24 protein-coding genes, 1 tRNA gene and 1 pseudogene are annotated in these 23,925 nt (G+C 63.7%); 8 read left to right on the top strand and 18 right to left on the bottom strand.

Going from position 1 to position 23,925, the window contains the following annotated elements:
- Positions 1-247: 247 nt before the first annotated feature.
- From rplL to ACV1FX_RS06665, 8 genes are all read right to left on the bottom strand, one after another.
- Positions 248-625, bottom strand: coding sequence for a 50S ribosomal protein L7/L12 (gene rplL / locus ACV1FX_RS06700; RefSeq protein WP_473116758.1), 378 nt, complete (start codon positions 623-625; stop codon positions 248-250).
- A gap of 54 nt (positions 626-679) precedes the next feature.
- Entirely contained in the window at positions 680-1,198 is a 519-nt protein-coding gene (gene rplJ / locus ACV1FX_RS06695) for a 50S ribosomal protein L10 (RefSeq protein ID WP_473116757.1), read from the bottom strand.
- 578 nt (positions 1,199-1,776) lie between these two features.
- Positions 1,777-2,730, bottom strand: coding sequence for a 2-hydroxyacid dehydrogenase (locus ACV1FX_RS06690; RefSeq protein WP_473116756.1), 954 nt, complete (start codon positions 2,728-2,730; stop codon positions 1,777-1,779).
- Between the two features lie 93 nt (positions 2,731-2,823).
- Positions 2,824-3,516 carry a 50S ribosomal protein L1 gene (gene rplA / locus ACV1FX_RS06685; protein ID WP_458149235.1) on the bottom strand — a complete coding sequence of 231 codons (693 nt, stop codon included), beginning with the start codon at positions 3,514-3,516 and terminating at the stop codon, positions 2,824-2,826.
- Between the two features lie 6 nt (positions 3,517-3,522).
- A complete protein-coding gene (rplK, locus tag ACV1FX_RS06680) occupies positions 3,523-3,951 on the bottom strand; it encodes a 50S ribosomal protein L11 (RefSeq protein WP_027554142.1) in 429 nt (142 codons plus the stop codon).
- Between the two features lie 133 nt (positions 3,952-4,084).
- Positions 4,085-4,642 (bottom strand): transcription termination/antitermination protein NusG, encoded by a 558-nt coding sequence (gene nusG / locus ACV1FX_RS06675; RefSeq protein ID WP_027520977.1) that lies wholly within the window; start codon positions 4,640-4,642, stop codon positions 4,085-4,087.
- Entirely contained in the window at positions 4,642-4,833 is a 192-nt protein-coding gene (gene secE / locus ACV1FX_RS06670) for a preprotein translocase subunit SecE (protein WP_027520978.1), read from the bottom strand. Before secE ends, nusG begins: the two co-directional genes overlap by 1 nt.
- 441 nt (positions 4,834-5,274) lie before the next feature.
- Positions 5,275-5,350 (bottom strand) — tRNA-Trp (locus tag ACV1FX_RS06665).
- 148 nt (positions 5,351-5,498) lie between these two features.
- Here ACV1FX_RS06665 and ACV1FX_RS06660 point away from each other — a divergent pair.
- Entirely contained in the window at positions 5,499-6,722 is a 1,224-nt protein-coding gene (locus ACV1FX_RS06660; RefSeq protein WP_473116755.1) for a serine hydrolase domain-containing protein, read from the top strand.
- Between the two features lie 110 nt (positions 6,723-6,832).
- Here the strand turns inward: ACV1FX_RS06660 and ACV1FX_RS06655 are convergent, their stop codons facing one another.
- Positions 6,833-7,600 (bottom strand): SDR family NAD(P)-dependent oxidoreductase, encoded by a 768-nt coding sequence (locus ACV1FX_RS06655; protein ID WP_473116754.1) that lies wholly within the window; start codon positions 7,598-7,600, stop codon positions 6,833-6,835.
- A 58-nt stretch (positions 7,601-7,658) separates the two neighbouring features.
- The gene (locus tag ACV1FX_RS06650; RefSeq protein WP_473116753.1) at positions 7,659-8,357 is read right to left on the bottom strand and encodes a histidine phosphatase family protein; all 699 of its coding nucleotides are present in this window, start codon (positions 8,355-8,357) and stop codon (positions 7,659-7,661) included.
- Positions 8,358-8,492: 135 nt separating this feature from the next.
- Here ACV1FX_RS06650 and ACV1FX_RS06645 point away from each other — a divergent pair, with 135 nt between their 5' ends.
- The 3 genes and pseudogenes from ACV1FX_RS06645 (at position 8,493) to ACV1FX_RS06635 (ending at position 11,208) form a co-directional block, all read left to right on the top strand.
- On the top strand, positions 8,493-9,278 hold the full coding sequence (locus tag ACV1FX_RS06645; RefSeq protein WP_473116752.1) for an SDR family NAD(P)-dependent oxidoreductase: 786 nt from the start codon (positions 8,493-8,495) through the stop codon (positions 9,276-9,278).
- A 159-nt stretch (positions 9,279-9,437) separates the two neighbouring features.
- Positions 9,438-10,610 carry an acetylornithine deacetylase gene (gene argE, locus ACV1FX_RS06640; RefSeq protein ID WP_473116751.1) on the top strand — a complete coding sequence of 391 codons (1,173 nt, stop codon included), beginning with the start codon at positions 9,438-9,440 and terminating at the stop codon, positions 10,608-10,610.
- 300 nt (positions 10,611-10,910) lie between these two features.
- Positions 10,911-11,208: pseudogene (locus tag ACV1FX_RS06635) on the top strand (GIY-YIG nuclease family protein).
- A 137-nt stretch (positions 11,209-11,345) separates the two neighbouring features.
- Here the strand turns inward: ACV1FX_RS06635 and ACV1FX_RS06630 are convergent.
- Positions 11,346-12,404: a phosphotransferase family protein gene (locus tag ACV1FX_RS06630; protein ID WP_473116750.1), complete on the bottom strand. Its 1,059-nt coding sequence runs from the start codon at positions 12,402-12,404 to the stop codon at positions 11,346-11,348.
- Positions 12,405-12,463: 59 nt separating this feature from the next.
- On the bottom strand, positions 12,464-13,702 hold the full coding sequence (locus tag ACV1FX_RS06625; protein ID WP_473116749.1) for an acyl-CoA dehydrogenase family protein: 1,239 nt from the start codon (positions 13,700-13,702) through the stop codon (positions 12,464-12,466).
- A gap of 219 nt (positions 13,703-13,921) precedes the next feature.
- Here ACV1FX_RS06625 and ACV1FX_RS06620 point away from each other — a divergent pair, with 219 nt between their 5' ends.
- Complete coding sequence (locus ACV1FX_RS06620) at positions 13,922-14,584, top strand: TetR/AcrR family transcriptional regulator (RefSeq protein WP_473116748.1); 663 nt, start codon at positions 13,922-13,924, stop codon at positions 14,582-14,584.
- Between the two features lie 213 nt (positions 14,585-14,797).
- On the opposite strand, the gene ACV1FX_RS06615 is transcribed toward ACV1FX_RS06620, so the two are convergent.
- The 4 genes from ACV1FX_RS06615 to ACV1FX_RS06600 form a co-directional block, all read right to left on the bottom strand.
- Positions 14,798-15,013, bottom strand: a complete 216-nt coding sequence (locus ACV1FX_RS06615) for a hypothetical protein (RefSeq protein ID WP_473116747.1) — start codon at positions 15,011-15,013, stop codon at positions 14,798-14,800.
- A 131-nt stretch (positions 15,014-15,144) separates the two neighbouring features.
- Positions 15,145-16,023, bottom strand: coding sequence for a beta-keto acid cleavage family enzyme (locus ACV1FX_RS06610; RefSeq protein WP_473116746.1), 879 nt, complete (start codon positions 16,021-16,023; stop codon positions 15,145-15,147).
- Between the two features lie 10 nt (positions 16,024-16,033).
- Positions 16,034-17,263 (bottom strand): CaiB/BaiF CoA transferase family protein, encoded by a 1,230-nt coding sequence (locus tag ACV1FX_RS06605; RefSeq protein ID WP_473116745.1) that lies wholly within the window; start codon positions 17,261-17,263, stop codon positions 16,034-16,036.
- A 134-nt stretch (positions 17,264-17,397) separates the two neighbouring features.
- A complete protein-coding gene (locus ACV1FX_RS06600; protein ID WP_473116744.1) occupies positions 17,398-18,603 on the bottom strand; it encodes an MFS transporter in 1,206 nt (401 codons plus the stop codon).
- Between the two features lie 186 nt (positions 18,604-18,789).
- Between ACV1FX_RS06600 and ACV1FX_RS06595 the strand changes: the two genes are divergently transcribed.
- Positions 18,790-20,250 (top strand): hypothetical protein, encoded by a 1,461-nt coding sequence (locus ACV1FX_RS06595; RefSeq protein ID WP_473116743.1) that lies wholly within the window; start codon positions 18,790-18,792, stop codon positions 20,248-20,250.
- Positions 20,251-20,270: 20 nt separating this feature from the next.
- Here the strand turns inward: ACV1FX_RS06595 and ACV1FX_RS06590 are convergent, their stop codons facing one another.
- A complete protein-coding gene (locus ACV1FX_RS06590; RefSeq protein ID WP_473116742.1) occupies positions 20,271-21,005 on the bottom strand; it encodes an NUDIX hydrolase in 735 nt (244 codons plus the stop codon).
- A gap of 94 nt (positions 21,006-21,099) precedes the next feature.
- On the opposite strand from ACV1FX_RS06590, the gene ACV1FX_RS06585 reads away from it, so the two are divergent.
- Both ACV1FX_RS06585 and ACV1FX_RS06580 read left to right on the top strand, forming a co-directional pair.
- The gene (locus ACV1FX_RS06585; protein ID WP_473116741.1) at positions 21,100-22,143 is read left to right on the top strand and encodes an SPFH domain-containing protein; all 1,044 of its coding nucleotides are present in this window, start codon (positions 21,100-21,102) and stop codon (positions 22,141-22,143) included.
- A complete protein-coding gene (locus tag ACV1FX_RS06580) occupies positions 22,127-23,062 on the top strand; it encodes a diacylglycerol kinase catalytic domain-containing protein (protein ID WP_473116740.1) in 936 nt (311 codons plus the stop codon). The genes ACV1FX_RS06585 and ACV1FX_RS06580 overlap by 17 nt, the downstream gene beginning before the upstream one ends.
- Before the next feature lies 1 nt (position 23,063).
- Here ACV1FX_RS06580 and ACV1FX_RS06575 read toward each other — a convergent pair whose 3' ends face one another.
- Complete coding sequence (locus ACV1FX_RS06575; RefSeq protein ID WP_473116739.1) at positions 23,064-23,891, bottom strand: 3-oxoadipate:acetyl-CoA acetyltransferase; 828 nt, start codon at positions 23,889-23,891, stop codon at positions 23,064-23,066.
- Between the last annotated feature and the right edge of the window lie 34 nt (positions 23,892-23,925).

Here is a 23,925-nt window from a genome sequence, read left to right as displayed (position 1 = left end):
CTTTCGTGCTGTCGACCCGATATGGGGCGACAATAGTGGAGATTCGAGGGGTAAGCCCTCAAATCCCCACACTTTTTCGTGTTCAGCCTGCGTCGGAATGCCCCGTCGCACGCCTTTTGCATTGAGACCCTCGCCTTCTGCTCGTTCTGACCGGGCCTTAACCCGGCCATCCACGTTCTTGGACGAGATCCCGGATCGCGCTCGGCTTCGCCTCGCTTGTCCGGGACGGAATCGAAGCAAGCTTCGCTTACTTGAGCTCGACCTTCGCACCAGCCTTCTCGAGCTGGGCCTTGATCTTGTCGGCTTCGTCCTTGTTCACGCCTTCCTTGACCGGCTTCGGCGCGCCCTCGACGAGGTCCTTTGCTTCCTTCAGGCCCAGGCCGGTGATGGCGCGGACTTCCTTGATGACCTCGATCTTCTTGTCGCCGGAGGCAGCGAGAACGACCGTGAACTCGGTCTTCTCTTCGGCCGGAGCGGCGGCAGCGCCACCAGCAGCCGGGCCGGCCACCGCGACGGCGGCAGCGGCGGACACGCCCCACTTCTCTTCGAGGAGCTTGGCGAGTTCAGCGGCTTCGAGCACGGTGAGGCTCGAGAGGTCGTCAACGATCTTCTGCAAGTCAGCCATTGTTCTGTTTCCTTAAGTGTAAGTCTGGTTCGGGTTTGAGATTTGCGAAGGGCGTCAGGCCGCTTCGCCCTTTGAGGCATGAGCCTGAATGACGCGTGCGAGCTTGCCCGCCGGCGCGTTCGCGAGCTGAGCGAGCTTGGTCGCCGGGGCCACAAGCAGGCCGACGATCTTGCCGCGCAGTTCGTCAAGCGACGGCAGCGAGGCAAGCGCCTTCACCCCGTCGACATTCAGGACGGTCTTGCCCATCGAGCCGCCGATGATGACGAACTTCTCGTTCGCCTTGGCGAAATCGATGGCGACCTTCGGCGCCGCTACCGGATCGTTGGAAGTCGCGATCACGGTCGGCCCCTTCAGCATGGGGCCGATGGCAACGACGTCAGTGCCTTCAAGAGCAATTTTGGCGAGACGGTTCTTCGAGACCTTCACCGAGGCACCCGCCTGCTTCATCTGCTGGCGCAGCTTCTGCATCTGGGCAACGGTGAGGCCGGAATATTGAGCAACGACCGCGACGCTCGTGGTCTTGAAGACCTCATTGAGCTGTTCGACCGCTTCCTTTTTTGCCGCTCGTTCCACAGCAAGCTCTCTCCGGTTGGCGGTCGTCGCACGAAAGCGGGACCGCCGGGTTGCACCCATCGTCCCGCCCAAACCTGAACCTCGGGGCCAAACCCTTCGGACACGCCGGGCAAGACGACAATTCAAAGCCTGCCCTCCCGGAACCCTTATGGGGCCCACGGGGTGTCGAGGTCCGAACCAAACCCATTTCGAGCCGCCCGGAGGTGGCTGCGAACTGAAATCCGGTCTTCACCCGTCTATGCAGGCCATGCGATTAAGCCGTTGGGAAATCGAGATTTCCCGCGGGCGCCTGCAGTCTTGGACAGGACAAGGTCAGCCGGCATGCCGCCTGACCTCTGCCCGCATTCCACCAACTTGATGAGGCCTCTTCCTTTTCGGGCAAATCCTCGCGGACGTCCTGAGAAGGAATGATCTCCTATCGTGTCGGGTTTTCGGAATGCGTGCACGGACGGGCCAGCAGCTCGCCAGCACGTCCGGAGGCGGTTCTTTAACCGCTCTTGACGGCCTTGCCAAGAGCAAAATTCGCACCAGTTCCAACCGATTGGCGCGGACACCTGCCGTGGCGAAAAAGGGCCGTTTCAGGTCTCTTCGACCGCGTAAGGCAGCGACTTGCCTTCAAAGAATGCCGTCAGGTTCGCCAGCACGCAGCCCTGCATCGCAACGTGCGATTCGAGGGTATGGCCGCCGATATGCGGGGCGAGCACCACGTTGGGCAGCGCGGTCAGCGCGTCCGGCGCGTGCGGCTCCTTCGCATAGACGTCGAGGCCGGCGCCGGCGATCGTCTTGTCGGAGAGCGCCGCAACGAGCGCCTTCTCATCGATCACCGATCCGCGGGCGATATTAACGACATAGCCGTCTTCGCCGAGCCGCTTGAGGATGTCGGCGTTGACGACATGCCGGGTCTCGGCGCCGGCGCGCACCGCAATCATGAGCACGGAGCACCAATCGGCGAGCGCCTCCAGCGAGGGGAAATATTGATGGGGCACGTCGTGGCGAGTGCGACTGAAATAGCCGACCTCGCTCTCGAACGCCGCGCAACGCGCGGCGATCTTGCGGCCGATCTCGCCCATGCCGTAGATCCCGATGCGACGACCGGACATGCCTGACTGGGGCCGCATCATCGGCGTCGGTTTTGATGCGGCCCAATCGCCGCTGCGGACGTATTGATCCGCAACCAGGATCCGGCGGGTGGCAGCGAGCATCAAGGTCATTGCGATATCGGCGACCGCGGACGCATTGGCGCCGGGACTGTGGCCGACCGCGATGTTGCGCGCGGCAGCCGCCTTGAGGTCGACGCCGTCATAACCGGTGCCGTAGCAGACGATCGCCCCAAGATTCGGCAAGGCGTCCATTGCCGCCGCGCCGAGCGGCGTCGCGCCTCCGGTCAGCAGCGCACGGAGGCCACTTAGCGCATCGCTCGAAAACACCTCCTGCGCCGGCTTGCCGGCGGTGTCGAGCAATTCAAACCGCTCGGCAAAGGGCGCCATCATCGTCTTCGGGAAGCGCGAGTAGATCAGGACCTTCTCAGCCATTGTCATTGTTTCCCGTGAACGACGCCTCACAAATGGAAGGGGCGGAATCGGTTGCCCAATTCCGCCCCTGTCCGCATGTCTTGATCTGTTGCCTTAGCCGAGGATCGTGCCCGGCTCGACCTTCACGCCCGGGCCCATGGTCGAGGACACCGCGACGCGCTGGATGTAGGTGCCCTTGGAGCCGGCCGGCTTCGCCTTGGAAACCGCATCGGCGAGCGCCTTGACGTTCTCGACCAGCTTCTCCTCGGAGAATGAGGCCTTGCCGACGCCGGCCTGCACGATGCCGGCCTTCTCGACGCGGAACTCGACCGAACCGCCCTTGGCGCCCTTCACTGCACCGGTGACGTCCATGGTCACGGTGCCGATCTTCGGGTTCGGCATCAGGCCACGCGGGCCGAGCACCTTACCGAGACGGCCGACCAGCGGCATCATGTCGGGGGTCGCGATACAACGGTCGAAGTCGATGGTGCCGTTCTGCACCTTCTCGACCAGGTCCTCGGCGCCGACGACGTCGGCACCGGCGGCCTTGGCTTCGTCCGCCTTGGCGCCGCGCGCGAACACGCCGACGCGCAGGGTGCGGCCGGTGCCGTTCGGCAGGTTCACGACGCCGCGGACCATCTGGTCGGCGTGACGCGGATCGACGCCGAGATTGATCGCGATCTCGATCGTCTCGTCGAACTTCGACTTGGCACGCTCCCTGACCATCTTGATGGCTTCCGCGAGCGGGTAGAGCTTCTCGCGATCAACGCCCTCGCGGGCCTTCTTCAAACGCTTTCCGATTGCCATGGCCCGTTACCCCGCAACTTCCAGACCCATCGAACGGGCGGAGCCCTCGACCATCTTCATGGCCGATTCGATGGTGTCGCAATTCAGGTCCTTCATCTTCTTTTCGGCGATCTCGCGCACCTGCGCCTTGGTCACCTTGCCGGCCTTGTCACGGCCCGGCGCCTTCGAGCCGGACTGGATCTTGGCAGCCTGCTTGAGGAAGAAGGACATCGGCGGCGTCTTCATCTCGAAGGTGAAGGAACGGTCCGCATAGATGGTGATGATCACCGGGATCGGGGTGTTCTTCTCTTCCTTCTGGGTCTGGGCGTTGAACGCCTTGCAGAACTCCATGATGTTGAGACCGCGCTGACCAAGCGCGGGACCGATCGGGGGCGAAGGATTCGCCGCACCGGCCGGGACCTGAAGCTTCAGGTATCCGGTCACTTTCTTTGCCATGTATCACTCCTGTTGTGCCGGTCCGAAGACTGGCGGTTTCAGGTTCGTGGTCGGGATCAGTTGCGGCTGGCGACCGCCCCTCTCCTCCCACGGCCTATTTCACGCAAAGCCACAGGCTTCACGCGTAGTCCGGTCAGACCTTCTCGACCTGACCGAATTCCAGCTCGACCGGCGTTGCGCGGCCGAAGATCGACACCGCGACCTTCACGCGCGAGCGCGCCTCGTCGATTTCCTCGACGACACCGGAGAACGAAGCGAACGGGCCATCGGCCACCCGCACGTTCTCGCCGATCTCGAACGACACCGACGCCTTCGGCCGCTCCACGCCCTCCTGCACCTGGTGCAGGATGCGCATCGCCTCGGCTTCCGAGATCGGCATCGGCTTGTTTTCCGCGCCGAGGAAGCCCGTGACCTTCGGGGTGTTCTTGATCAGATGAAACGCCTCGTCGGTCAGCTTCATCTTCACCAGCACGTAGCCCGGGAAGAACTTGCGTTCGGCGTCGATCTTGCGGCCGCGCCGCACTTCCGTGACCTTCTCGGTCGGCACCAGCACCTGCTCGAAGAGTTCCTCGAGGTTGCGCTGCTTGGCCTGCTCACGGATCGATTCGGCGACCTTCTTTTCGAAGTTCGAATACGCGTGGACGATGTACCAGCGCTTGTCGGACGATTGAGTTGCTGCGGCTGTTGCCATCAGTGAATGCCCAAAAGAAGGGTGACGAGATAACGGATGATCTGGTCGGCGGCGAAGAAGAAGATCGACGCCAAGGCAACCATGACGAACACCATGATCGTGGTGATCGTCGTCTCGCGACGGGTCGGCCAGGTGACCTTCGCGGTCTCCGAGCGCACTTCCTGCAAGAACTTGAACGGGCTGACTGCCATCGTTGATGTCCAACGTCCGTCGTGAGACGAGAAAAGATTTAAAGGGATCCGAACAGCCGCCGTCTGCCCAACCCTCTTCGCTTGAAGGATGAGCCGGAAACCGGGCTCGATTGTTCGGGGATTTCAGGGCCGCGCCGGAAATCCGCGTCTAACGGGCCGGCTGCAGGTGGCGGGTATCTACTGCGGATGGGGGCAAAGGTCAAGGTGTGGGCAGCCCGTCCCGTCAGGCGCCGTTCCCCAGGCAGCCGTACGAGAGCCGATCAGGATCAAGGGTTTATCCGTCCCTGATGAAGCGCGATCCGAGCTTCGAACCGGTCCAAAGCGGGCAAGCGTCATGCTCGTTCGCGCGACTGCGGCCGCCAATGCTGTAGCCGAACCTGAACCTCGCCTGGGTCCGCCTGGCGTCTGGTCCGTCTTTTGATGATCGGGTCGATGGCTAGCTGGCAGGAGTGGCAGGGCTCGAACCTGCGACCCCCGGTTTTGGAGACCGGTGCTCTACCAATTGAGCTACACTCCTACAGGACCTGCGTCGCCACGGGTCAGGCCGCTTTCAAGCACAGGGCGCGGCCGGTTTGCAAGGGAGAAGCGAAAGCGAGGCGCTTGTTCACACCGCGACTTCCGGGCCACAGTTCATCCTGAACAAGAACAACAATCCGGGAATGACCATGAGCGCCCAGACCGCCTTGACGCCGAAAACCGCCGCGCGGACCCCGGCTTTGCCCGAGGCCAGGCCCGAAACGCTGGGTTTGTCGCGCCCCCGCCTCCAGGCGATGTCGGATGCCTTCAGGCGCGAGATCGACAAGGGAACGGTTCCCGGCGTGACCGTGCTGGTGGCGCGCCGCGGCCAGATCGGCTGGTTCGAGGCTCTGGGCCGGCAGAGCCCGGCGGCTCCGGCGCCGATGGCGCATGATTCGATCTTCCGCATCTTCTCGATGACGAAGCCGATCGTGTCGGTCGGCATCATGACGCTGGTCGAGGAGGGCCATGTCCTGCTCGGCGATCCCCTCGCCAAGTACATCCCCGAATTCAGCAACCCGCAGGTCGGCGTCGTCAGTGGTGGCAAGCTTGAGCTGGTTCCGGCCAATCGTCCGATCACGGTTCAGGACCTGCTTCGCCACACCTCCGGCCTCACCTACGAGCACCAGGGCAATGGTCCCGTACACAAGCTCTATCAGGAGTCCCGCGTCCGCAGCCGCAAGATCACCAACGCCGAGCACACCGCGCTGGTGGCGAGCTTCCCGCTGGTCTGCCAGCCCGGCGCAGAATTCAACTACAGCCGCTCGACCGACATTCTGGGTCGCATCATCGAGGTCATCAGCGGCAAGTCACTCGGCGCCTTCCTGAGCGAGCGCGTCTTCGGCCCGCTCCAGATGACCGAGACCGGCTTCTCGACCAGCGAGGCCAACGCCGCCCGCCTCGCCGAGCCCTTCCCGGCCGATCCCTGGACCGGCGACAAAATCGCCCTCTTCAACATGCTGGAAGCACCGGCGATGGAGTCCGGCGGCGGCGGCCTGGTCTCGACCACCCTGGACTACGCCCGCTTCGCGCTCATGCTGCGCAACGGCGGCACGCTCGATGGCGCGCGCATCATCGGCCGCAAGACGCTGGAACTGATGACCTCCGATCACCTCGGCGCGAGCGTGAAGGTCAATAGCACACTGCTCGCACCCGGCCACGGTTTCGGCCTCGGCTTCGCCGTACGCCGGGACGCCGGCATCGCGCCCTTCCCCGGCAGCGTCGGCCAGTTCTTCTGGAGCGGCATTGCCGGCACCTTCTTCTGGATCGATCCGAAGGAGGACTTGGTTGCGGTGTTCATGAGCCAGGGCCCGGGCCAGCGCGACTACACGCGGACCTTGGTGCGGAATCTGGTTTACGCTGCAGTGGAGTGAGGCGAGGCCGCGTCCGGGGCCCATGCTTGAGCGAACTCGAATTCTCGGCTCCTGGGTCCCGGCTCTGCGGAGCAGCACTTCGTGCTGCACCGCGTCCGGGACACGAGACTTCAACTAATCGTCGCGCCGCCGTCGATGACCATGGTCTGGCCGGTCATGAAGTCGCCAGCCTTCGATCCCAGGAACACGGCAGCGCCTGCGATCTCGTCGGGGATGCCGATGCGCAGCAGCGGCGAGCGCGAGGTCGAGGCCTTCAGGTTCTCCGGATTGTCCCACAGCGCCTTGGCAAAATCGGTCTTGATCAGGCCGGGGGCGATGCAGTTCACGCGGATGTTGTGCTTGCCGTATTCGCAGGCGAGGTTGCGCGCGAGCTGCATGTCGGCGGCCTTGGAGATCGCGTAGGCGCCGAGAATGGTCGAGCCCTTGAGGCCGCCGATCGAGGAGACGATGATGACCGAACCGTCCTTGCGCTCGATCATCTGCGGCACCACCATCGAGATCAGCCAGTTGTTGGCGACGATGTTGTTGTCGAGGATTTTTCTGAACTGATCGTCGGAGATGCCGGCGAGCGGACCGTAATACGGATTCGAGGCGGCGTTGCAGACGAGCACGTCGATCTTGCCGAATGCGCGGTTGCTCTCGTCGACGAGGTTTTGCAGATTTTCCTTCGAGGAGATGTTGGCGGCGATCGCGACCGCAATCCCCTTGCCGTACTTGTCGTTGATCCCCTTCGCGACCTCCTCGCAGACGTCGGCCTTGCGCGAGGAGATCACGACCTTGGCGCCGTGCTCGGCCATGCGCTCTGCGATCGCAAGCCCGATGCCGCGCGTCGATCCCGTGATGACGGCGACTTTTCCCTTCATGTCGAACAAGGTCATGTTTCTCTCCCAAAGTGACGACGTCGATTTGTTCGCAAGCTTGAGCCGCGGCTGCGACTCAAGCGAGCTTCTTGACTTCCGGCCCTGCGGGCTGATGCATCGCGTTGTGCCTGTCATCCGCGATCCACGGCTGCTGATTCACCATCGGCAGCCGCCAGACGACGCGCTCGGGCGTCGTGAAAAGATCGAGACGCGTCACCGAGCAATTGTCGATGTCGAAGGACAATCCCTGCTCCGGCTGGCCGCCGAGCGCGAGCCCCAGCGCCGCCTTGATCGTGCCGCCATGGGTAACCGCGATCACGTCCCGTCCCGCCTGCTCGCGATTGATCCGATCGATGGTGCGACAGGTGCGGTTGTAGAGGTCCATGAAGCTTTCGCCCCCGGGCGCGGGCTCGTTGATGTCGGCGAACCAGCTACTGCCCGCAGGACGGCTCGCGATGAACGCGGCGCGATTCATGCCTTGCCACTGGCCGAGATTCTGCTCCGCGAAATCCGCTTCCCAGATCATGGTCGCCGGTCTGGGAAAGCCCGCCGCCCAGATCGCTTCCGCCGTCTGATGCGTGCGCATCAGATTGCTCGAGTACCAGACCGCATTGCGCGGCAGGATCTTTGCGACCGCCTCGAAGACCTCGACATCGCTGGTGTCGCAGGCGAGATCCTTCTGACCGTAGATGTTGCCGCCGTCATTGCGCACCGGCGCGTGACGAACCCACCACCACCGCGTCGTGACGACTTTTGGCTTGTCGGTATCGGACAATCGAAACCCTTCCATCCCGTTTGATGTCGCTGTACGTGAGTAGCGAACGTGTCTCAAGACACTTTGCCGTTTGAAATTCTGTTTGAAATTCCGTCGCGCGGCAAGCTCTGCGCGTGAGCAAAAGGAGAGAAACGCATGGGCCGCCTGCAAGGCAAATCCGTCATCATCACTGGCGCGGGCAGCGGCATCGGCCGCGCCGCCTCGCTGCTGTTCACGAAAGAAGGCGCAAGACTGATTGCGGTCGATCGCACCGAGGGCGTGAAGGAGACGGTCGAGCAGATCAAGCGCGCCGGCGGCACCGCAGAGGCGGTGATGGCCGACGCGGGTTCCGAGAAGGACGTCATGGCCGTCATCGACAAGGCAGTGAAGACGCATGGCCGGCTCGACGTCATCTGGGCCAATGCCGGCGTCTCCGGCGGGCTCGTGCCGCTCGCCGAGCAGACGGTGGAGCATTGGCAGGAGGTGTTGCGCGTCAACCTGATCGGCCCGTTCCTCGCGGTGAAGTATGCGATGCCGCACATGGTGCAGCAGCAATCGGGCGCGATCGTGCTGACGGCGTCGGTCGCTGGCCTCAAGGCCGGTGCCAGCGGCCATCCCTACGCCGCGAGCAAGGCCGGCGTGATCAGCCTGGTGCAGACCACGGCCTATTCGCTGTCCGGCACCGGCGTGCGCATCAACGCGGTGTGTCCCGGGCTGATCGAAACCGGCATGACCAAGCCGATCTTCGATCGTGCGAAAGAGCGCGGCACCGCCGACAAGATCGGCCAGCTCAACCCGCTCAAGCGCCCCGGCCAGCCGCACGAGCTCGCGGCGATGGGCTTGTTCCTGGCGAGCGACGAGGCGTCGTATGTGAATGGGCAGGCGTTCCCAGTCGACGGCGGTCTCACCGCGTCGATGCCGTACGCGGGCAAGCCGGTTTAGGCGCGCGCGTTTCCCTTTCCGTCATGGCCGGGCATGTCCCGGCCATGACGACTGAGTGTGCGGCAAGAGTCGTACGCGTGATTTGCCCGACGGGCGCCGCTGTTGGTATGGTTCGTGCACGCGGCTAAGCCGCCACCTCTCCTTCCCAAGAACCAGACAATGCCGAGCCCAAGACCCGATCGTATTCGCAAACTGCTCGCCGACCTCGTTGCCTTCGATACCGTCAGCGATCGTTCCAACCTTGCCCTGATCGCCTACATCGAAAACTATCTCGCATCCTTCGGCGTCACTGGACAGCGGATCGTCGACGAGACCGGGCAGAAGGCCTCGCTCTGGGTCACCGTTGGCCCGAACGACCGTCCAGGCTTCGTGTTGTCGGGACATACCGACGTCGTGCCCGTCGCGGGCCAGACATGGACCCACGATCCGTTCAAATTGATCGAGCGCGGCGGACGCCTCTACGGACGCGGCACCACCGACATGAAAGGCTTTGTAGCGGTCTGCCTCGCCATGGTTCCCGAGATGATCGAGGCGAAGCTGACAACGCCGATCCACCTCGCGATCTCCTATGACGAGGAGATCGGCTGCGTCGGCGTGCGGCCGATGCTGCGCGAAGTTGCCAAGAAGCCCGTCAGGCCGCTCGGCTGCTTCGTCGGCGAGCCGACGGAGATGAAGGTCATCATCGGCCACAAGGGCAAGCACGGCGTGCGCGCGACCTTCAAGGGTCTCGCCCGCCATTCCTCGATCGCGCCCGACGGCGTCAACGCGATCGAATATGCGGCCGATCTGATCACCGAGATCCGTCGCCGCGCGGTCCAGCTTGCGGCAAAGGCGGAGCAGAATAGCCTCTACGATGTCCCGCATGCGACGCTGCTCACCAGCATCGTGCATGGCGGCGCCGCGCTCAACATCGTGCCGGATACCTGCACGGTCGAGTTCGAATGCCGCGGGCTCGGGATTACCGAGTCGAGAGAAGTGACGGATGCGATCGTCGCCTGGGCCAAGGCGGAGATCGAGCCGGCGATGAAGCAACGCCACCCGGAGTGCGGCATCGACTTCGCGGAAATCCTCGATTATCCCGCGCTCGACACCCAAGCCGACAACGCAATCGTCACGCTCGCCAAAAAACTCGCCGGCCGCAACGACCATGCCAAGGTCGCCTTCGGCACCGAAGCAAGCCTTTTCGCCAGCATGGCCGATGTCCCCTCGGTCGTGATCGGCCCCGGCTCGATCGCGCAGGCGCATACGCCGGACGAGTTCGTGGAGATGTCGGAGCTGGAGAAGTGCGGGGAGTTCGTGGCGAGGCTGATTGGGCATTGCGCGATGGACTAAGCCGAAGGCGAATTGCCACGCCTCGCGATGACGATCGAGCAACGAGCCCGCGTCGGAAAATGGGAGTTCGAGGACTATGTCGATAGAAAGCCGCCGCCGGCCCGGTGGTAGCTGACGCCATCAGCCCGCACTTCGGTCACCCGAGCTACGGCGCCATGTCCGCATAACAGAGATATCGTGTCCCGGACGCGGCGCGGCACGAAGTGACGCGCCGCAGAGCCGAAACCCAGAAAGATTGGCCGCACCGTTCAAGTAGGCAATCCTAGGTCGAGAACACTCGTCAACGCCGGCTGCACGGACATGCCTTTCTTCGTCTACATACTCGCGAGCAAGCGAAAACGGGACTCTCTATGTTGGCGTCACCAACGACCTCGCTCGCCGAATGACCGAGCACAAAGCCAAGCTCGTCCCTGGATTCACGCGGCAATATGACGTGACTCTGCTGGTCTATTTCGAATCCTTCGATTCAGTGCTCGAAGCACGGACGCGCGAACATTCGCTGAAGCGTTGGAGGCGCGCCTGGAAGGTCAAACTAATCGAAGAATTCAATCCGAACTGGCGCGATTTGACAGATGAGCTGAATTCGCTCGCGACGTGACTGGGTCCCGGCTCTGCGGAGCAGCACTTCGTGCTGCACCGCGTCCGGGACACGAGAGGCGTGCAAGAAGACGCCAGAGCAACAAAAGAAAAAGCGCGGCTCAATCGAACCGCGCCTCTTATTTCGTCTGGCGTTCCCTACACCGCTCCCGCCTTCTGCGCGTATTCCCATGATGCCTTCGACAGCGGCACGGTGCGCTTGGCGGATTCGAGCGCCTTGGCATTGGCGGCGGTGCCGTCGCGGATGCGGCCCGCGATACCCTGGGTAATGCCGGCGAGGCGGAAGAGATTGTAGGAGAAGTACCAGTTGAGATCGGGCACACTCATGCCGGTGCCGTTGCAGTAGATCTGCGCCGCCTCTTCGAGGCTCGGGATGTTGAGCGCCTTGAGGTCTGCGCCTTCCAGTCCTGGCATGATCCATTGCATGAGCAGATAGGTGAAGTCGGCCATGGGATCGCCGAGCGTCGACAACTCCCAATCCAGCACGGCCTGCACGCGCGGTTCCGTCGCGTGGAAAATCATGTTGTCGAGGCGATAGTCGCCATGGACGATCGAGACGCGCGCCTGCTCCGGCACGGTGCGCGGCAGCCATTCGGCGACCTTCTCGAACTCCGGAATGTGCTGCGTCTCGGATGCCCGATACTGCTTGGTCCAACGGTCGATCTGCCGCGCGAAATAATTGCCGGGCTTGCCGAACTCGCCAAGGCCGATCGCGGCAGGATCGAACATGTGCAGCTTCGCCAGCGTCTCGATCTTGCTGGTGAAGATTTGTCGGCGTGCCTCGCCTGTCTGGCTCGGCAGCGTCGGATCCCAGAATACCCGGCCCTCCTCCATCGACATGATGTAGAAGGCGGCGCCGATGATGCCGTCGTCCTGGCAGAGCGCATAGGCTTTCGCGACCGGAAAGCCCTGCTTTCCGAGCGCAGCGATGACGCGATATTCGCGATCGACCGCATGCGCCGACGGCAGCAATTTGCCGAACGGCTTTCGGCGCATCACGTAGGAACGGCCGGGCGTATCGAGCCGGTAGGTCGGGTTGGACTGGCCACCCTTGAATTGCAGGACGACCAGCGGGCCCTGATAGCCTTCGACGTTCTCGCGCATCCAGTTCTCGAGGCGCAACTCGTCGAAACGATGCCGCTCCTCGACGGGCTTGGTGCCCGAGAACTCCTCGTCTTTCCTGACGCCGTCAGCCACGATGACGCTCCCTCACAGCCTTCTCGATCTTGTTCAGGAGCGCCATCAGGCCCTCCCTTTTAGTGCTTGGGAGAGTTTGCATACTTCCGGATTTCAAGTCTGGCAATGGCGCGGTTGTGCACCTCGTCCGGACCATCGGCGAGGCGGAGCGTGCGGATTCCCGCGTAGTCCTTGGCAAGACCGGCTTCATCCGAGACGCCCGCGCCGCCAAAGGCCTGGATCGCCTGGTCGATGATCTTCAGCGCCATGTTGGGAGCTGCGACCTTGATCATGGCGATCTCGAGCTGCGCGGTCTTGTTGCCGACCTTGTCCATCATGTCGGCGGCCTTGAGGCACAAGAGGCGGTTCATCTCGATATCGGTGCGGGCCTCGCCGATGCGCTGCTCCCACACCGAGTGCTCGATGATCTTCTTTCCGAACGCGGTACGCGACATCAGCCGCTTCACCATCTTCTCCAGCGCCTCCTCGGCCTTGCCGATGGTGCGCATGCAGTGATGGATGCGGCCGGGGCCAAGGCGCCCCTGCGCGATCTCGAAGCCACGGCCCTCGCCGAGCAGCAGGTTCGAAGCGGGAACGCGGACGTTCTCCAGCAGAACCTGCGCATGGCCGTGCGGCGCGTCGTCGAAGCCGAACACCGGCAGCATCTTCTCGACCTTGATGCCGGGCGTGTCGAGCGGCACCAGGATCTGCGACTGCTGCTGATGCTTGGCGGCGTTGACGTCGGTCTTGCCCATCAGGATCGCGATCTTGCAGCGGGGATCGCCGACACCGGACGACCACCATTTGCGGCCGTTGATGACGTAATGATCACCGTCGCGCTCGATGCGGGTTTCGATGTTGGTGGCGTCGGACGAAGCCACCGCCGGCTCCGTCATCAGGAAGGCGGAGCGGATCTCGCCGTCCATCAGCGGGCGCAGCCATTTGCGCTTCTGCTCCTTGGTGCCGTAGCGGAACAGCACCTCCATATTGCCGGTGTCGGGCGCGGAGCAGTTGAATACTTCCGAAGCCCAGGAGATGTGGCCCATCTGCTCCGAGAGCAACGCGTATTCGAGATTGGACAATCCCGCGCCGTGGAATTCATCGTCGTCATGCTCCTTCGACGGCGGCAGGAACATGTTCCAGAGGCCCTCGGCCTTGGCCTTCTTCTTCAGTTCCTCGAGAACCGGGATGACCTTCCAGCGCTCGCCCGTATGATCCTGCTGATTGTAGATGGGAACGGCCGGCCGCACGTGCTTGCTCATGAAGGACTGCACGCGCTCGAGCCATTCCTTCTGCTTGGGGGACATGTCGAAGTCCATGGGACGCTCCTCGTCTCTCTCTTTGAACAATTCTTTGTGCCGGACTGTCCTCCCGCATCGCGCGGCCTGCAAGCCGCGAAAGCGGGGCTCGGGGGCCGCCCTTCGGAACCCGCAGTCGCTGTTGCGAATGGGTCTTGATTGCGGATTGACTTTTCCCGGCCTTCAAACGATAGTTTCATACAACTGTTTGAATTGCAACTCCCTCCCCTGAGGGCACCCATGGCCAGCGATCAGACCAGATCTGCCATTCTCGCCGCCGCCGAGCGGCTCTACGCCGATCGCGGCTTCGGCGATGTGACGCTGCGCGACATCGTCGCCGATGCCAACGTGAACCTTGCGGCCGTGAACTACCATTTCGGCTCGAAGGACGAATTGATCGCCGAACTGTTCGTGACGCGGAGCATCGCCCTCAATCGCGAGCGCCTGGCGGAGCTCAAGACGGCGGAAGAACTAGGTGGCGGCCGGGCGCCGATCGACGTGATCCTGCGCGCCCTTGTCGGTCCGACCCTGCACGGTTGCCTGGGGCCGGCGAACCAGCGCTCCACCGCGGCGCGCTTCATGATCCGCGCCTCGATCGAATCCGTGCCGCCGATCCGCCGCATCAAGAACCGCGAGATCGACCACTTGCGCAAATTCGCCGCCGCGATGCGCCGCGCCCTGCCCGACCGGAGCGATGAGGAGATCTATTGGGGCCTGCACTTCGCGCTCGCCATGGCGCACCACACCATCCGCGAGAGCGAGCGGCTGACCAAGCTGTCGGACGACAAGTGCGATCTCGACGACGTCGACGGCATCATCGAGCGCGTGGTCGGGATGGCCGTGATGGGGCTGACGGCCGGCAAGGCGGAGGGCAAGGCCCCGGCCAAGGCCGCCGCGCGGTAGAGCGCGCACCTTCTCCCCTGCGGGAGAAGGTGGCATAGGCGGCCGTCGGCCGCCGTTCTTAGGAATGCCGATGCTTCGCATCGGCTCTAGCGCCGGATGAGGGGGTGGATCCGCCAAAAAAAATGCAAGGGGTTCGCTCGCGGAGAGAGACCCCTCACCCGCGCTCGCTTCGCGAGCGCACTTCTCCCGCAAGGGGAGAGGCTAAGAGCAGCATCACATCCGCTGCGGCATCTCCTCGGCTTCTTCTTTCGCCAGCAGGAGCAGCATTTCGATACCCATCTCGCCCTCCTGCGGTGAGCGGATGAACTTGATTTCGTCGGCGGCCTTATGCAGCGCCGCGACGATCGCCACGGCCTGGTTGGCCGTCGCCGCCTCGGTCGCCAGAACTGCCTTCTGGTTCTTCACTTGATAGCCGATTGTGTAGGACATTCGATTCCTCCCTGCCGAACTCCAGTTCGTCAGATGAAGCGATCGAATACGAGTCCGGATTGCGACGAAAGCCGGGGCAACTACGGATCATCTGTGGACAAGGGAACGCCGGCCCCTGGGAACCGACTGTGTTACGTCAGCCCTAGCATCGCGCGGGCATCATCCGAGGTCGCAATGCTAGCACCCAGGCTCTTCAAAATGCCCGCCGCATGCGCGACCAGCTCCGCATTGGTCTTCGCCAGCACGCCCTTGGACATATAGAGATTGTCCTCCATGCCGACGCGGACATGGCCGCCGAGCAGACAAGCCTGCGCGACCATCGGGAATTCGGCGCGGCCGACGCCGAAGCCGGACCAGATCGCACCCGGCGGCAGGAGGCTGCGGGCATAGAACATCGTCTCCGATGTTGCGGAGAAACCGTATTTTACGCCGAGCACGAGCGAGAACAGGCCGGGCCCTTTCAGCGTGCCGTCGGCCAGGAGATCGCGCGCGAGGTGGCAGTCGCCGGAATCGAACAGCTCGATCTCCGGCAGCACGCCGGCGGCCTTCATCCGCTCGGCCATGATGCGGACGTTGCGCGGGGTGTTGATCACGACCTCGCCACCGGAGTTCATGGTGTTGAGGTCCAGCGTACAGATGTCGGGCCTGAGCAGCTCGATATGCTCGACGCGTTTCTCCGGCTGGAGCAGCGTCGTGCCGGGACCGGCGACGCGGGGATCATCGTGCGAGGGAACAAAACGTCCACCCGGACCGGTGGTGAGATTGACGACCAGGCTCTTGTTGCGGGCGCGGATGCGCTCGACGACCTCGCGATAGAGGTCGATCGACATCGACGGGCGCCCGGTCGCGGGATCGCGCACGTGGATGTGGACGATGGCCGCGCCGACTTCGGCCGCTTCGAGCGCAGATGTCGCGATCTGCTCGGGCGTGATCGGCAGATAAGGCGACTGCTCGGGCTTCGTGAGGTTGCCGGTGATCGCGCAGGTGATGATAGTCTTGCCGCTGGTCATGCAATATGCCCTAGATCACGCCCTGCTTCTTCAAGGCCTCGATTTTCTCCGCATCATAGCCGAGTTGTCCGCCGAGCACCTCCTGCGTGTGCTCCCCGAGCAGCGGCGGCGCGCGATAGTCCGTTACGGGTGTCTCCGAGAACGTCAGCGCGTTGCGGATCAGGGACAGCTCGGGTTCGAACTTGTGATTGACCTTCACCCGCATGCCGCGCGACTGGACGTGCGGATCGCTGAACACCTGCTCGAAATTGTTGATCGGACCTGACGGCACGCCGGCCTCCTCCAGCTTTTCCAGCCAGTAAGCCACCGGCTTCTTCAGGAACAGGCCGGCGAAGATCGCCATGATCTCCTTGCCGTGGACGACGCGGTCGTTGTTCTTGATGAAGCGCTTGTCGCTCGCGAGCTCGGGCTCGCCCAGCACGGCGCAGGTCCGCTGGAACTGGCCGTCATTGCCGACCACCAGCATCAGCTCGCCGTCGGTACAACGGAACACGCCGGCCGGCATGCCGCCATTGCCCCAGGTGCCGCGGCGCGGCGGCATCTTGCCATTGACGAGGTAGATCTGCAGCCAATGCGACAATGATGCGATGACGGTATCGAACAGGCAGACGTCGATGTGCTGTCCTTCTCCGCCATTGACGTCGCGATGGTAGAGCGCCGAGAGAATCCCGATCGAGGTGTTCATGCCGGTCATGTAGTCGACGATCGACGGGCCGACCTTCATCGGGCCCTCGCCAGGCTCGCCGTCGATATGACCGGTGACGCTCATCAGGCCGCCCATCGCCTGCAGGATCGCATCGTAGCCGGCGCGCGGCGCGTAAGGGCCGGTCTGGCCGAAACCGGTCACCGAGCAATAGATGATGCCGGGGTTGATCGCCTTGATCGTCTCGTAGTCGAGGCCATAGCGCTTGAGATCGCCGACCTTGTAGTTCTCCATGAAGACGTCGACCTCCTTCGCCAGTTGGCGGACGATCTCCTGCCCCTCGGGTTTGGCGATGTTGACGGTGACCGACTTCTTGTTGCGGTTGGCGCAGAGGTAGAACGAATTGTTGTTGTTCGCCCTGCCCTCGGGATCGGTCAGGTAAGGCGGGCCGAAGGCGCGTGCGTCGTCACCGGTGCCGGGCCGCTCGATCTTGATCACCTCCGCGCCGAGATCGCCGAGCATCTGGGCCGACAAGGGCCCGGCGAGCACGCGTGTGAGGTCCAGGATCTTGATGCCTGAGAGCGGCAAGGCCGACATAGGGTTTCCTCCGGGAACTGATGTTGGCGCGGCGGCCAAGGCCGGGCCGCGCTCCCTGCGGATACACTATTTCAGGGGCCAGAGCGTTGCACTGTCGGCATGCGGCCATCCGCGCCTGGGGCAGTCCTACGATATTACGCCGCGGCTGCCGTCGCTGCACCCGGCCGTCGGCGGCCGAGCGCGATCAGGATCAGCACCGTTGCGCATGAGCAGAGCATGGTCAGGCCGAGCAGGCCGCGGCTGCCGAAATGGACCAGCAGGGCTGCGAGGACCGGCGGCGAGACCGCTGCGGACAGATTGACCGGCAGAGCGATCATCGACATCGCCCTGGCGAATTCGGTCTGGTCGTAGAAGACGAGCGGGATCGTCGCGCGCGCCACCGCCATCGCGCCGCTGCCGAGACCATAGAGCAGGATGAAGAGCGCAACGATCCAATATGCGCCATTGCCGGCCATCAGGAGCAACATCGCAAGCGGCAGCGCCGTGCCCGCAACCAGTCCGGTTGTGATGCCGTCCCAGCGCCCACCGCCAAGGAAATCGACGCCGCGCGCGCTGACCTGGATCACGCCCAGCATGGAGCCGAAGCCGACGGCCTCCGCCGGCGACAGCCCCTCCGCCTTCAAGAGCTCGATGAAGACCGCACCCAAGCCGAAATTCACGAAGGCGTTCAGCGCGACCGCTGATGTGACGAGATGGAAGGTGCTTCTGGAAACTGGAGAAGCCGGCACGTCCCGCGCCTTCACGGCGACTTCCTCGCCCGCCTTGCGCCGGTGCGGTGCGCCGAAGGCCAGGAGAGGCAGGCTGACGACGACCATCATGGCCGCATAGATCAGACACGTTCCGCGCCAGCCGGCGAGCCCGCTCAGAAAGGACGTCGTTGGCCAGAAGATGCTGCCGGAAAGGCCCGTCACCAGCATGAGCGCGCCGATCGCGCTCTTTGCACGCACTCCGGCGACCTCGTTCAGCATGATATAGGCGCCCGTCGAAAGCGTGGCGCTGCCGGCCACACCGAGGACGATCCACGATGCGAAATAAAGGATCGGCCCCTGAGCGAAGGATAGCAGCACAAAGCCCGGCGCAGTCACGAGCGTGCCTGCCATCATCACACGGCGCGCGCCTTGCCGCGTGAAGGACTTTGCAAGCCAGGGCGCGCACAGCCCCATGGCGACGTACAGAACCGACGTTCCCGCAAATACCGCCGGAAGGCTCATGTTGAGATCGGCAGCGAGATCGCGACCGACGATGGTGGGGAGCCCGATCGTCCCCCATCCGACGAGTTGGGTGACGGCAAGCACCGCCATGACGCCAATCAGCTTCGTATCGAATTTCAAGCGACGCATTCCGCCCCAGGGCCGGATCCGACCGATCCGGTCGTTCCCGGATACACCATCTCCACCCGGCGCTGCACTGCGAACGCGGTATGACCCTATCCGCCACAACAGCATTGACACGATGACAACGGCCAGCAGCGCGATTTGACAGCTTCGCACAGCGCGGGCAACTCTTGCTCGTTTCGAGAATCACTGATGTCTCAGGCCGAGTACGCTCCCAAACCGCTCCCAGTCCTCACGAGACTGGCGATAGCGCTGCGCCGCATTCCAGCGGTCGAATTTGCGTTCGCGAAGTTCAAGTCGCTATTGCGTGGCCGAACGAACGACGAACCTGCTGTCGTCAGCGAGTTTCAGGCACCAGCCGCTGACGTCGCGAAGGACGATGTCGCGCGCGGCACGGTTGATGCCGAAACCGTTGGAGCCGACACCGTGCCCGCGGCCCCGGGTGGAACCGGGATCGCTGCGGCCGAGCCAATCGAGACCGACACTGTCAAAGCTGAGGAGATCAAAACTCCTGCGACTGAGGTCGTTGAGACCGCGACTGCTGAGACTGACACCGCAGAGATCGCCGCAGATGAGCCGGTCACGACAAGCGTATGCGACGTTGCCTCCCCTGCAATCGCATCCGACGAGCTCTCCCGGCGTGAGATCGAGTCCGTTGAAAGCGATGATCTCCCCGTTGAGGCCGAGATAGCTGAAACCGAGTCTGCTCAGACGCCTGTTGGCGCAAGCGCCGAGGCTGAGAAGATGGAGGCTCCTTCGGCGGACGCCGCTGAGACCGCAACCGCAGAGACTGGCGGTGCCGAGACCGATGCAGATGAGCCGGTGACACTCAGCGAATGCGATGCCGTCCTTCCCGCAACGGCGTCCGACGACCTCTCCGGGCGTGAGATCGATACCGTTGAAAACGGTGATCTCCCCGTTGAGGCCGAGATAGCTGAAAGCGGGTCTGCTGAGACACCTCTTGCCGCAAGCGCCGAGGCCGATACGGCTGAGGCCGAGAAAGTCGAAACCGTCGCGCTTTGCGCCGACGACGTGACGGTTGATGTCACGCCGTCGGAGGATTTTTCCGAGGGCGTTGCTGTCGAGACGGATGTTCTCCCGCCCGGTTCCGCCGAGACCGAGATGATCGAGGTCGACGCGATCGAGACCGCGCCCCTTGAAATCGAGACCGAGAGCAAGGCCGCTCAGCCCGATACGATTGAACCCGAGCTAGTCGAGACTGCCCCCTCTCTCGAAGCTTTCGAGACGGGCACGGGCGATCCCGACGCCGCGGATACTTTTGCAGCCACCGCTGTCGAGACCGACGCGGTCGAGGCTGAGTTCGTCGAGGCCGACACCATCGAAACGGCTCCGGTCGAGATGGTCTCGGCCAAGGCCGATGCCGCTCCGGTTGCCGCCGCGAAACCCGATGACCTCTGTGACCGCGAGACGCTCATTCGCCGGCGCTGGAAGGAGACCGGAATCAGGATGTGGCATGGCGCCGGGCAATCCGTGCTGTGCATTCAGGGTCGCATCGCCCTGCTGCCGCCGAAGCCCGGCGAGACGATGCCGGGCTACGACAGGCTAGAGTTCAGGCTGATCGACGGCCTCATCGTCTGCGAAGGGTTTGTCGTAGATCCGCCGGAGCCGCCAAAAGCTCGCCAGTTCGCCTAACCCGCGACACGCAAGACCGCTCATTCCGGCGGATTGAACGTGCGCACGAAATACACCGGCTCCTTGCCCTTCTTCAGACGATAGAGCTGCGCTGGCCGGTTCGGTCCACGCCGCATCTTGGCGATCGGCTCGATCATGTCGGCCGAGAGAATCCGCGTGCGAAAGGCGCTCTTTTCCAGGGGACGGTCGAGCACGATCTCGTAGACCCGCTGAAGATCGGGCAGCGTGAATTCAGCCGGCATCAGGTAGGCCGGCAGTGAGGTGTATTCGACCTTGTTGCGCAGGCGCTCGACGGCGGCCGTGAGGATGTCGCCATGGTCGAAGGCAAGCTTCGGCTTGATCCTGCCGGCAATGATCGGAAACCATTGCGCGTCGGAAGCGAGCGCGGCCCGGCCCGCCTCCTCCGGCATCAGCGCGAAATAGGCGTGTGTTGCCGACCAGCCCCGCGGGTCGCGCGTGGCGCTGCCCCAGCTTCCGAGCTGCTCCAGATAGGGGCTGGTCACGCCGGTCTTCTCCTTCAGCTTGCGCACTGCGCAGGCCCCGAGATCGCGGTCCTTGGCGACATCGACGAAGCCGCCCGGCAGTGCGAAGCCCAGCGGAAACGGCTCGCCCGCCCCCGCCGGCCGCTGCACTAGGAGGACGTGGAGACACTCGTTCCGGATCGCAAAGATCACCACATCGACCGTGGCCAGCGGCCGCGGGAAATCCAATTGTCCCGAACTTTCAATGCCCTGGGCTTGATCCTTCGTCGCCATTGCGACCTCCCCTCGCCTTTCGCTTGACAGTAACCCACTTAGTTGTACAGTGCAACTTACTTAGTTGCCCTGACAAACTTATTAGGAGAAGACCATGTTCGGCGTCCGGTTCATCAAGGCCCAGCCCACCACCTATCTCATGAAGTACCGTGCCGGCGCCGTGGTCGCCGAAGGCCCCGGACTATCCGCGTTCTACTATGCGCCGGCCACCTCGCTCGTCGCCGTTCCCATCGGCAGCCGCGACGCCTCCTTCATTTTCCAGCAGATCGCACGCGACTTTCAGACCATCACCGTCCAGGGTCATGTCACCTATCGCGTCAGCGAGCCGAAGAAGGCGGCCTCGATGCTCGACTTCACGCTGAAGAGCGACGGCAAGACCTATGAGACCGACGATCCGGAAAAGCTGCCGCAGCGCATCCTCGGCACCGTCGAGGTGCTCGCCCAGCAGGCGGTTAAGGAGCTGACGCTGAAAGAGGCGCTTCAGGCCTCCGACCGCATCGCCGACATCATCGCGACCGGCCTGCGGGCGCGCGCCGACATCGCCTCTCTCGGCCTCGAAATCCTCGGCGTCTCCATCCGCGGCATCAAGCCGACGCCGGACACCGCCAAGGCGCTGGAGGCGGAAGCGCGCGAGGCGATCCTGAAGAACGCGGACGAAGCGATCTTCGCCCGCCGCAACTTTGCGGTCGAGCAGGAGCGCGCCATTCGTGAGAGCGAGCTCGACACCGAGATCGCGGTCGAGCAGAAGAAGCGTTCGATCCGCGAGACGCAGATGGACGCTGAAGCCAGCGTCGCCGCCAAGAAGAACGAGCTGCGCCAGGCCGGCATGGTCGCGGACATCGCGCTCGAAGGCAGGCGCAAGGACTTTGTCGAGCTCAACGCCGAGAACACCCGCACCCTGGCGGATGCCGAGGCCTATCGCGTCGGCGCGCTGATGAAGATCTTCGAGGGCGTCGACACCCGCGTGATCCAGGCACTCGCCTCTGCCGGCATGCAGCCGGGCCAGCTCATCGCGCAGGCCTTCACCGGCATCGCCGAAAAGGCCGAGAAGATCGGCCAGCTCAACGTCTCGCCGGACCTGCTCAGCCAGTTGATGGAAAAGCCCAAGGCGGAGGCCGCCAATGCCCGCCGGCAATGACCGCAAGATCGTGCTGGTGACGCGCAAGACCAGGCTGGAGGACCTGGTCGCGCGTTACCTGACCGCGGCGCAGGCACGCTTCTATGTCGAGCATCTCGGCGCCGACTTCTCCGACTATGAGCGCGAGCACGAGGTCTATCATGCGCAACAGCGCCTCGCGCTCCAGGTACTGGAGCAATGGGGACGCTACCAGATGATCGAGCGCAGCTTCCTGCCGAACTTCATCTTCGCGCCATCCGACATCGTCGTCGCGCTCGGTCAGGACGGCGTCGTTGCCAACACCATGAAATATCTCGACGGCCATCCGCTGATCGGGCTCAACCCGGACCCGGCGCGCTACGACGGCATCCTCCTGCCCTTCGCGCCGCGCGACCTCGCAAAGCTCCTGCCGGAGGTCGCAGCCGACAAGCGCGACAGCCAGGCGGTGACGATGGCAGAGGCGCGGCTCTCCGATGGGCAGGCGCTCCATGCCGTGAACGACCTCTTCATCGGCGCCCGCACGCACACCTCCGCGATCTACGAGATTGCGACCGGCGAGACGAAGGAGCGACAGTCTTCCAGCGGACTGATCGTGTCGACGGGGCTCGGCTCAACCGCCTGGTTCAAGAGCATCGTCACCGGCTCGCTTGCGATCGCCGGGCAGTTCGGCCAGCCGTCAGAGCCCGTCGCCTACGCCGCCCTGCCCTGGGACGCGGCGGAGCTGCGCTTTGCCGTGCGCGAGCCCTTCCCCAGCCGGCATTCAGAGACCAACCTCGTCTGCGGCAGCCTTACCGCCTCCGAACGCTTGCGTATCCGCTCGCTGATGCCGGAAAACGGCGTCATCTTCAGCGACGGCATCGAAGCCGATCGCCTCGAATTCAACGCCGGCGCCGAAGTCGCGATCGGGATCGCGGCGCGGCGGGGACGGTTGATCGTGTGATCTACCTCGCGATCTTCAGCGCCGATCGTGCCTCCGCCGGCGTCGCGACGTGTCGGCCGTGGCGCGTGACCGCCTCACAGGCGAGGGTCACAAGCTCCGCGTTGCTTCTGGCCAGACGGTTTTTGTCGATCCTGATGTTGTCCTCGAGCCCGGTGCGAACCGCATCGGCGCCCCGCGACAGCGCCCAGCCCATGACCTCGGCTTGATGGCGCCCGATGCCTGCCGCGGTCCAGGTCGCTTTCGGCATCAGCCGCTTGAGCTCCGCCAGAAGGATGTCGAGCACGTGCTCGTCCGCCGGCATGGCGTTCTTGACGCCCATGACGAACTGCACGTGGGGATGCTCGTCGATCAGTCCCGCCTCGATCAGGCGGCGCGCGCCATGCAGGTGCGACAAATCGAATATCTCGATTTCGGGGCGGATGCCGCCCGTCTTCATGCCGGTGGCGAGCTGCTCGACCAGGGCGGCGCTATTCTCATAAACGATCGTCGGAAAGTTCACCGATCCGGTCGATAGAGACGCCATGTCCGGCTTCAGATAGAGCGCCGATCCGCGGGCGGACGGATCGCGGCCGCGGCCTCCGGTCGAGAACTGAACGATCATCCCCGGACAATGCTTCTTGATCCCCTCCTGCACCGCGGCGAAACGCTGCGGATCGGAGGACGGCGTTTCGTCGTCGTTGCGAACGTGAATATGCGCAAGGGTCGCGCCGGCCTCGAAGGCCGCGTGAGTCGATTCGATCTGCTCGGACGGCACGATCGGCACCGCGGGGTTGTCTTTCTTGCGCGGAACGGAACCGGTGATCGCAACAGCAACAACAACGGGATTCATCTTTCAACTCCTTGGTAGCCGACATGCAGCCGGT

This window comes from Bradyrhizobium ingae (assembly GCF_055791185.1).
Note: the sequence above shows the minus strand (reverse complement) of the source record. Positions and strands in the feature narration are given on the sequence as shown.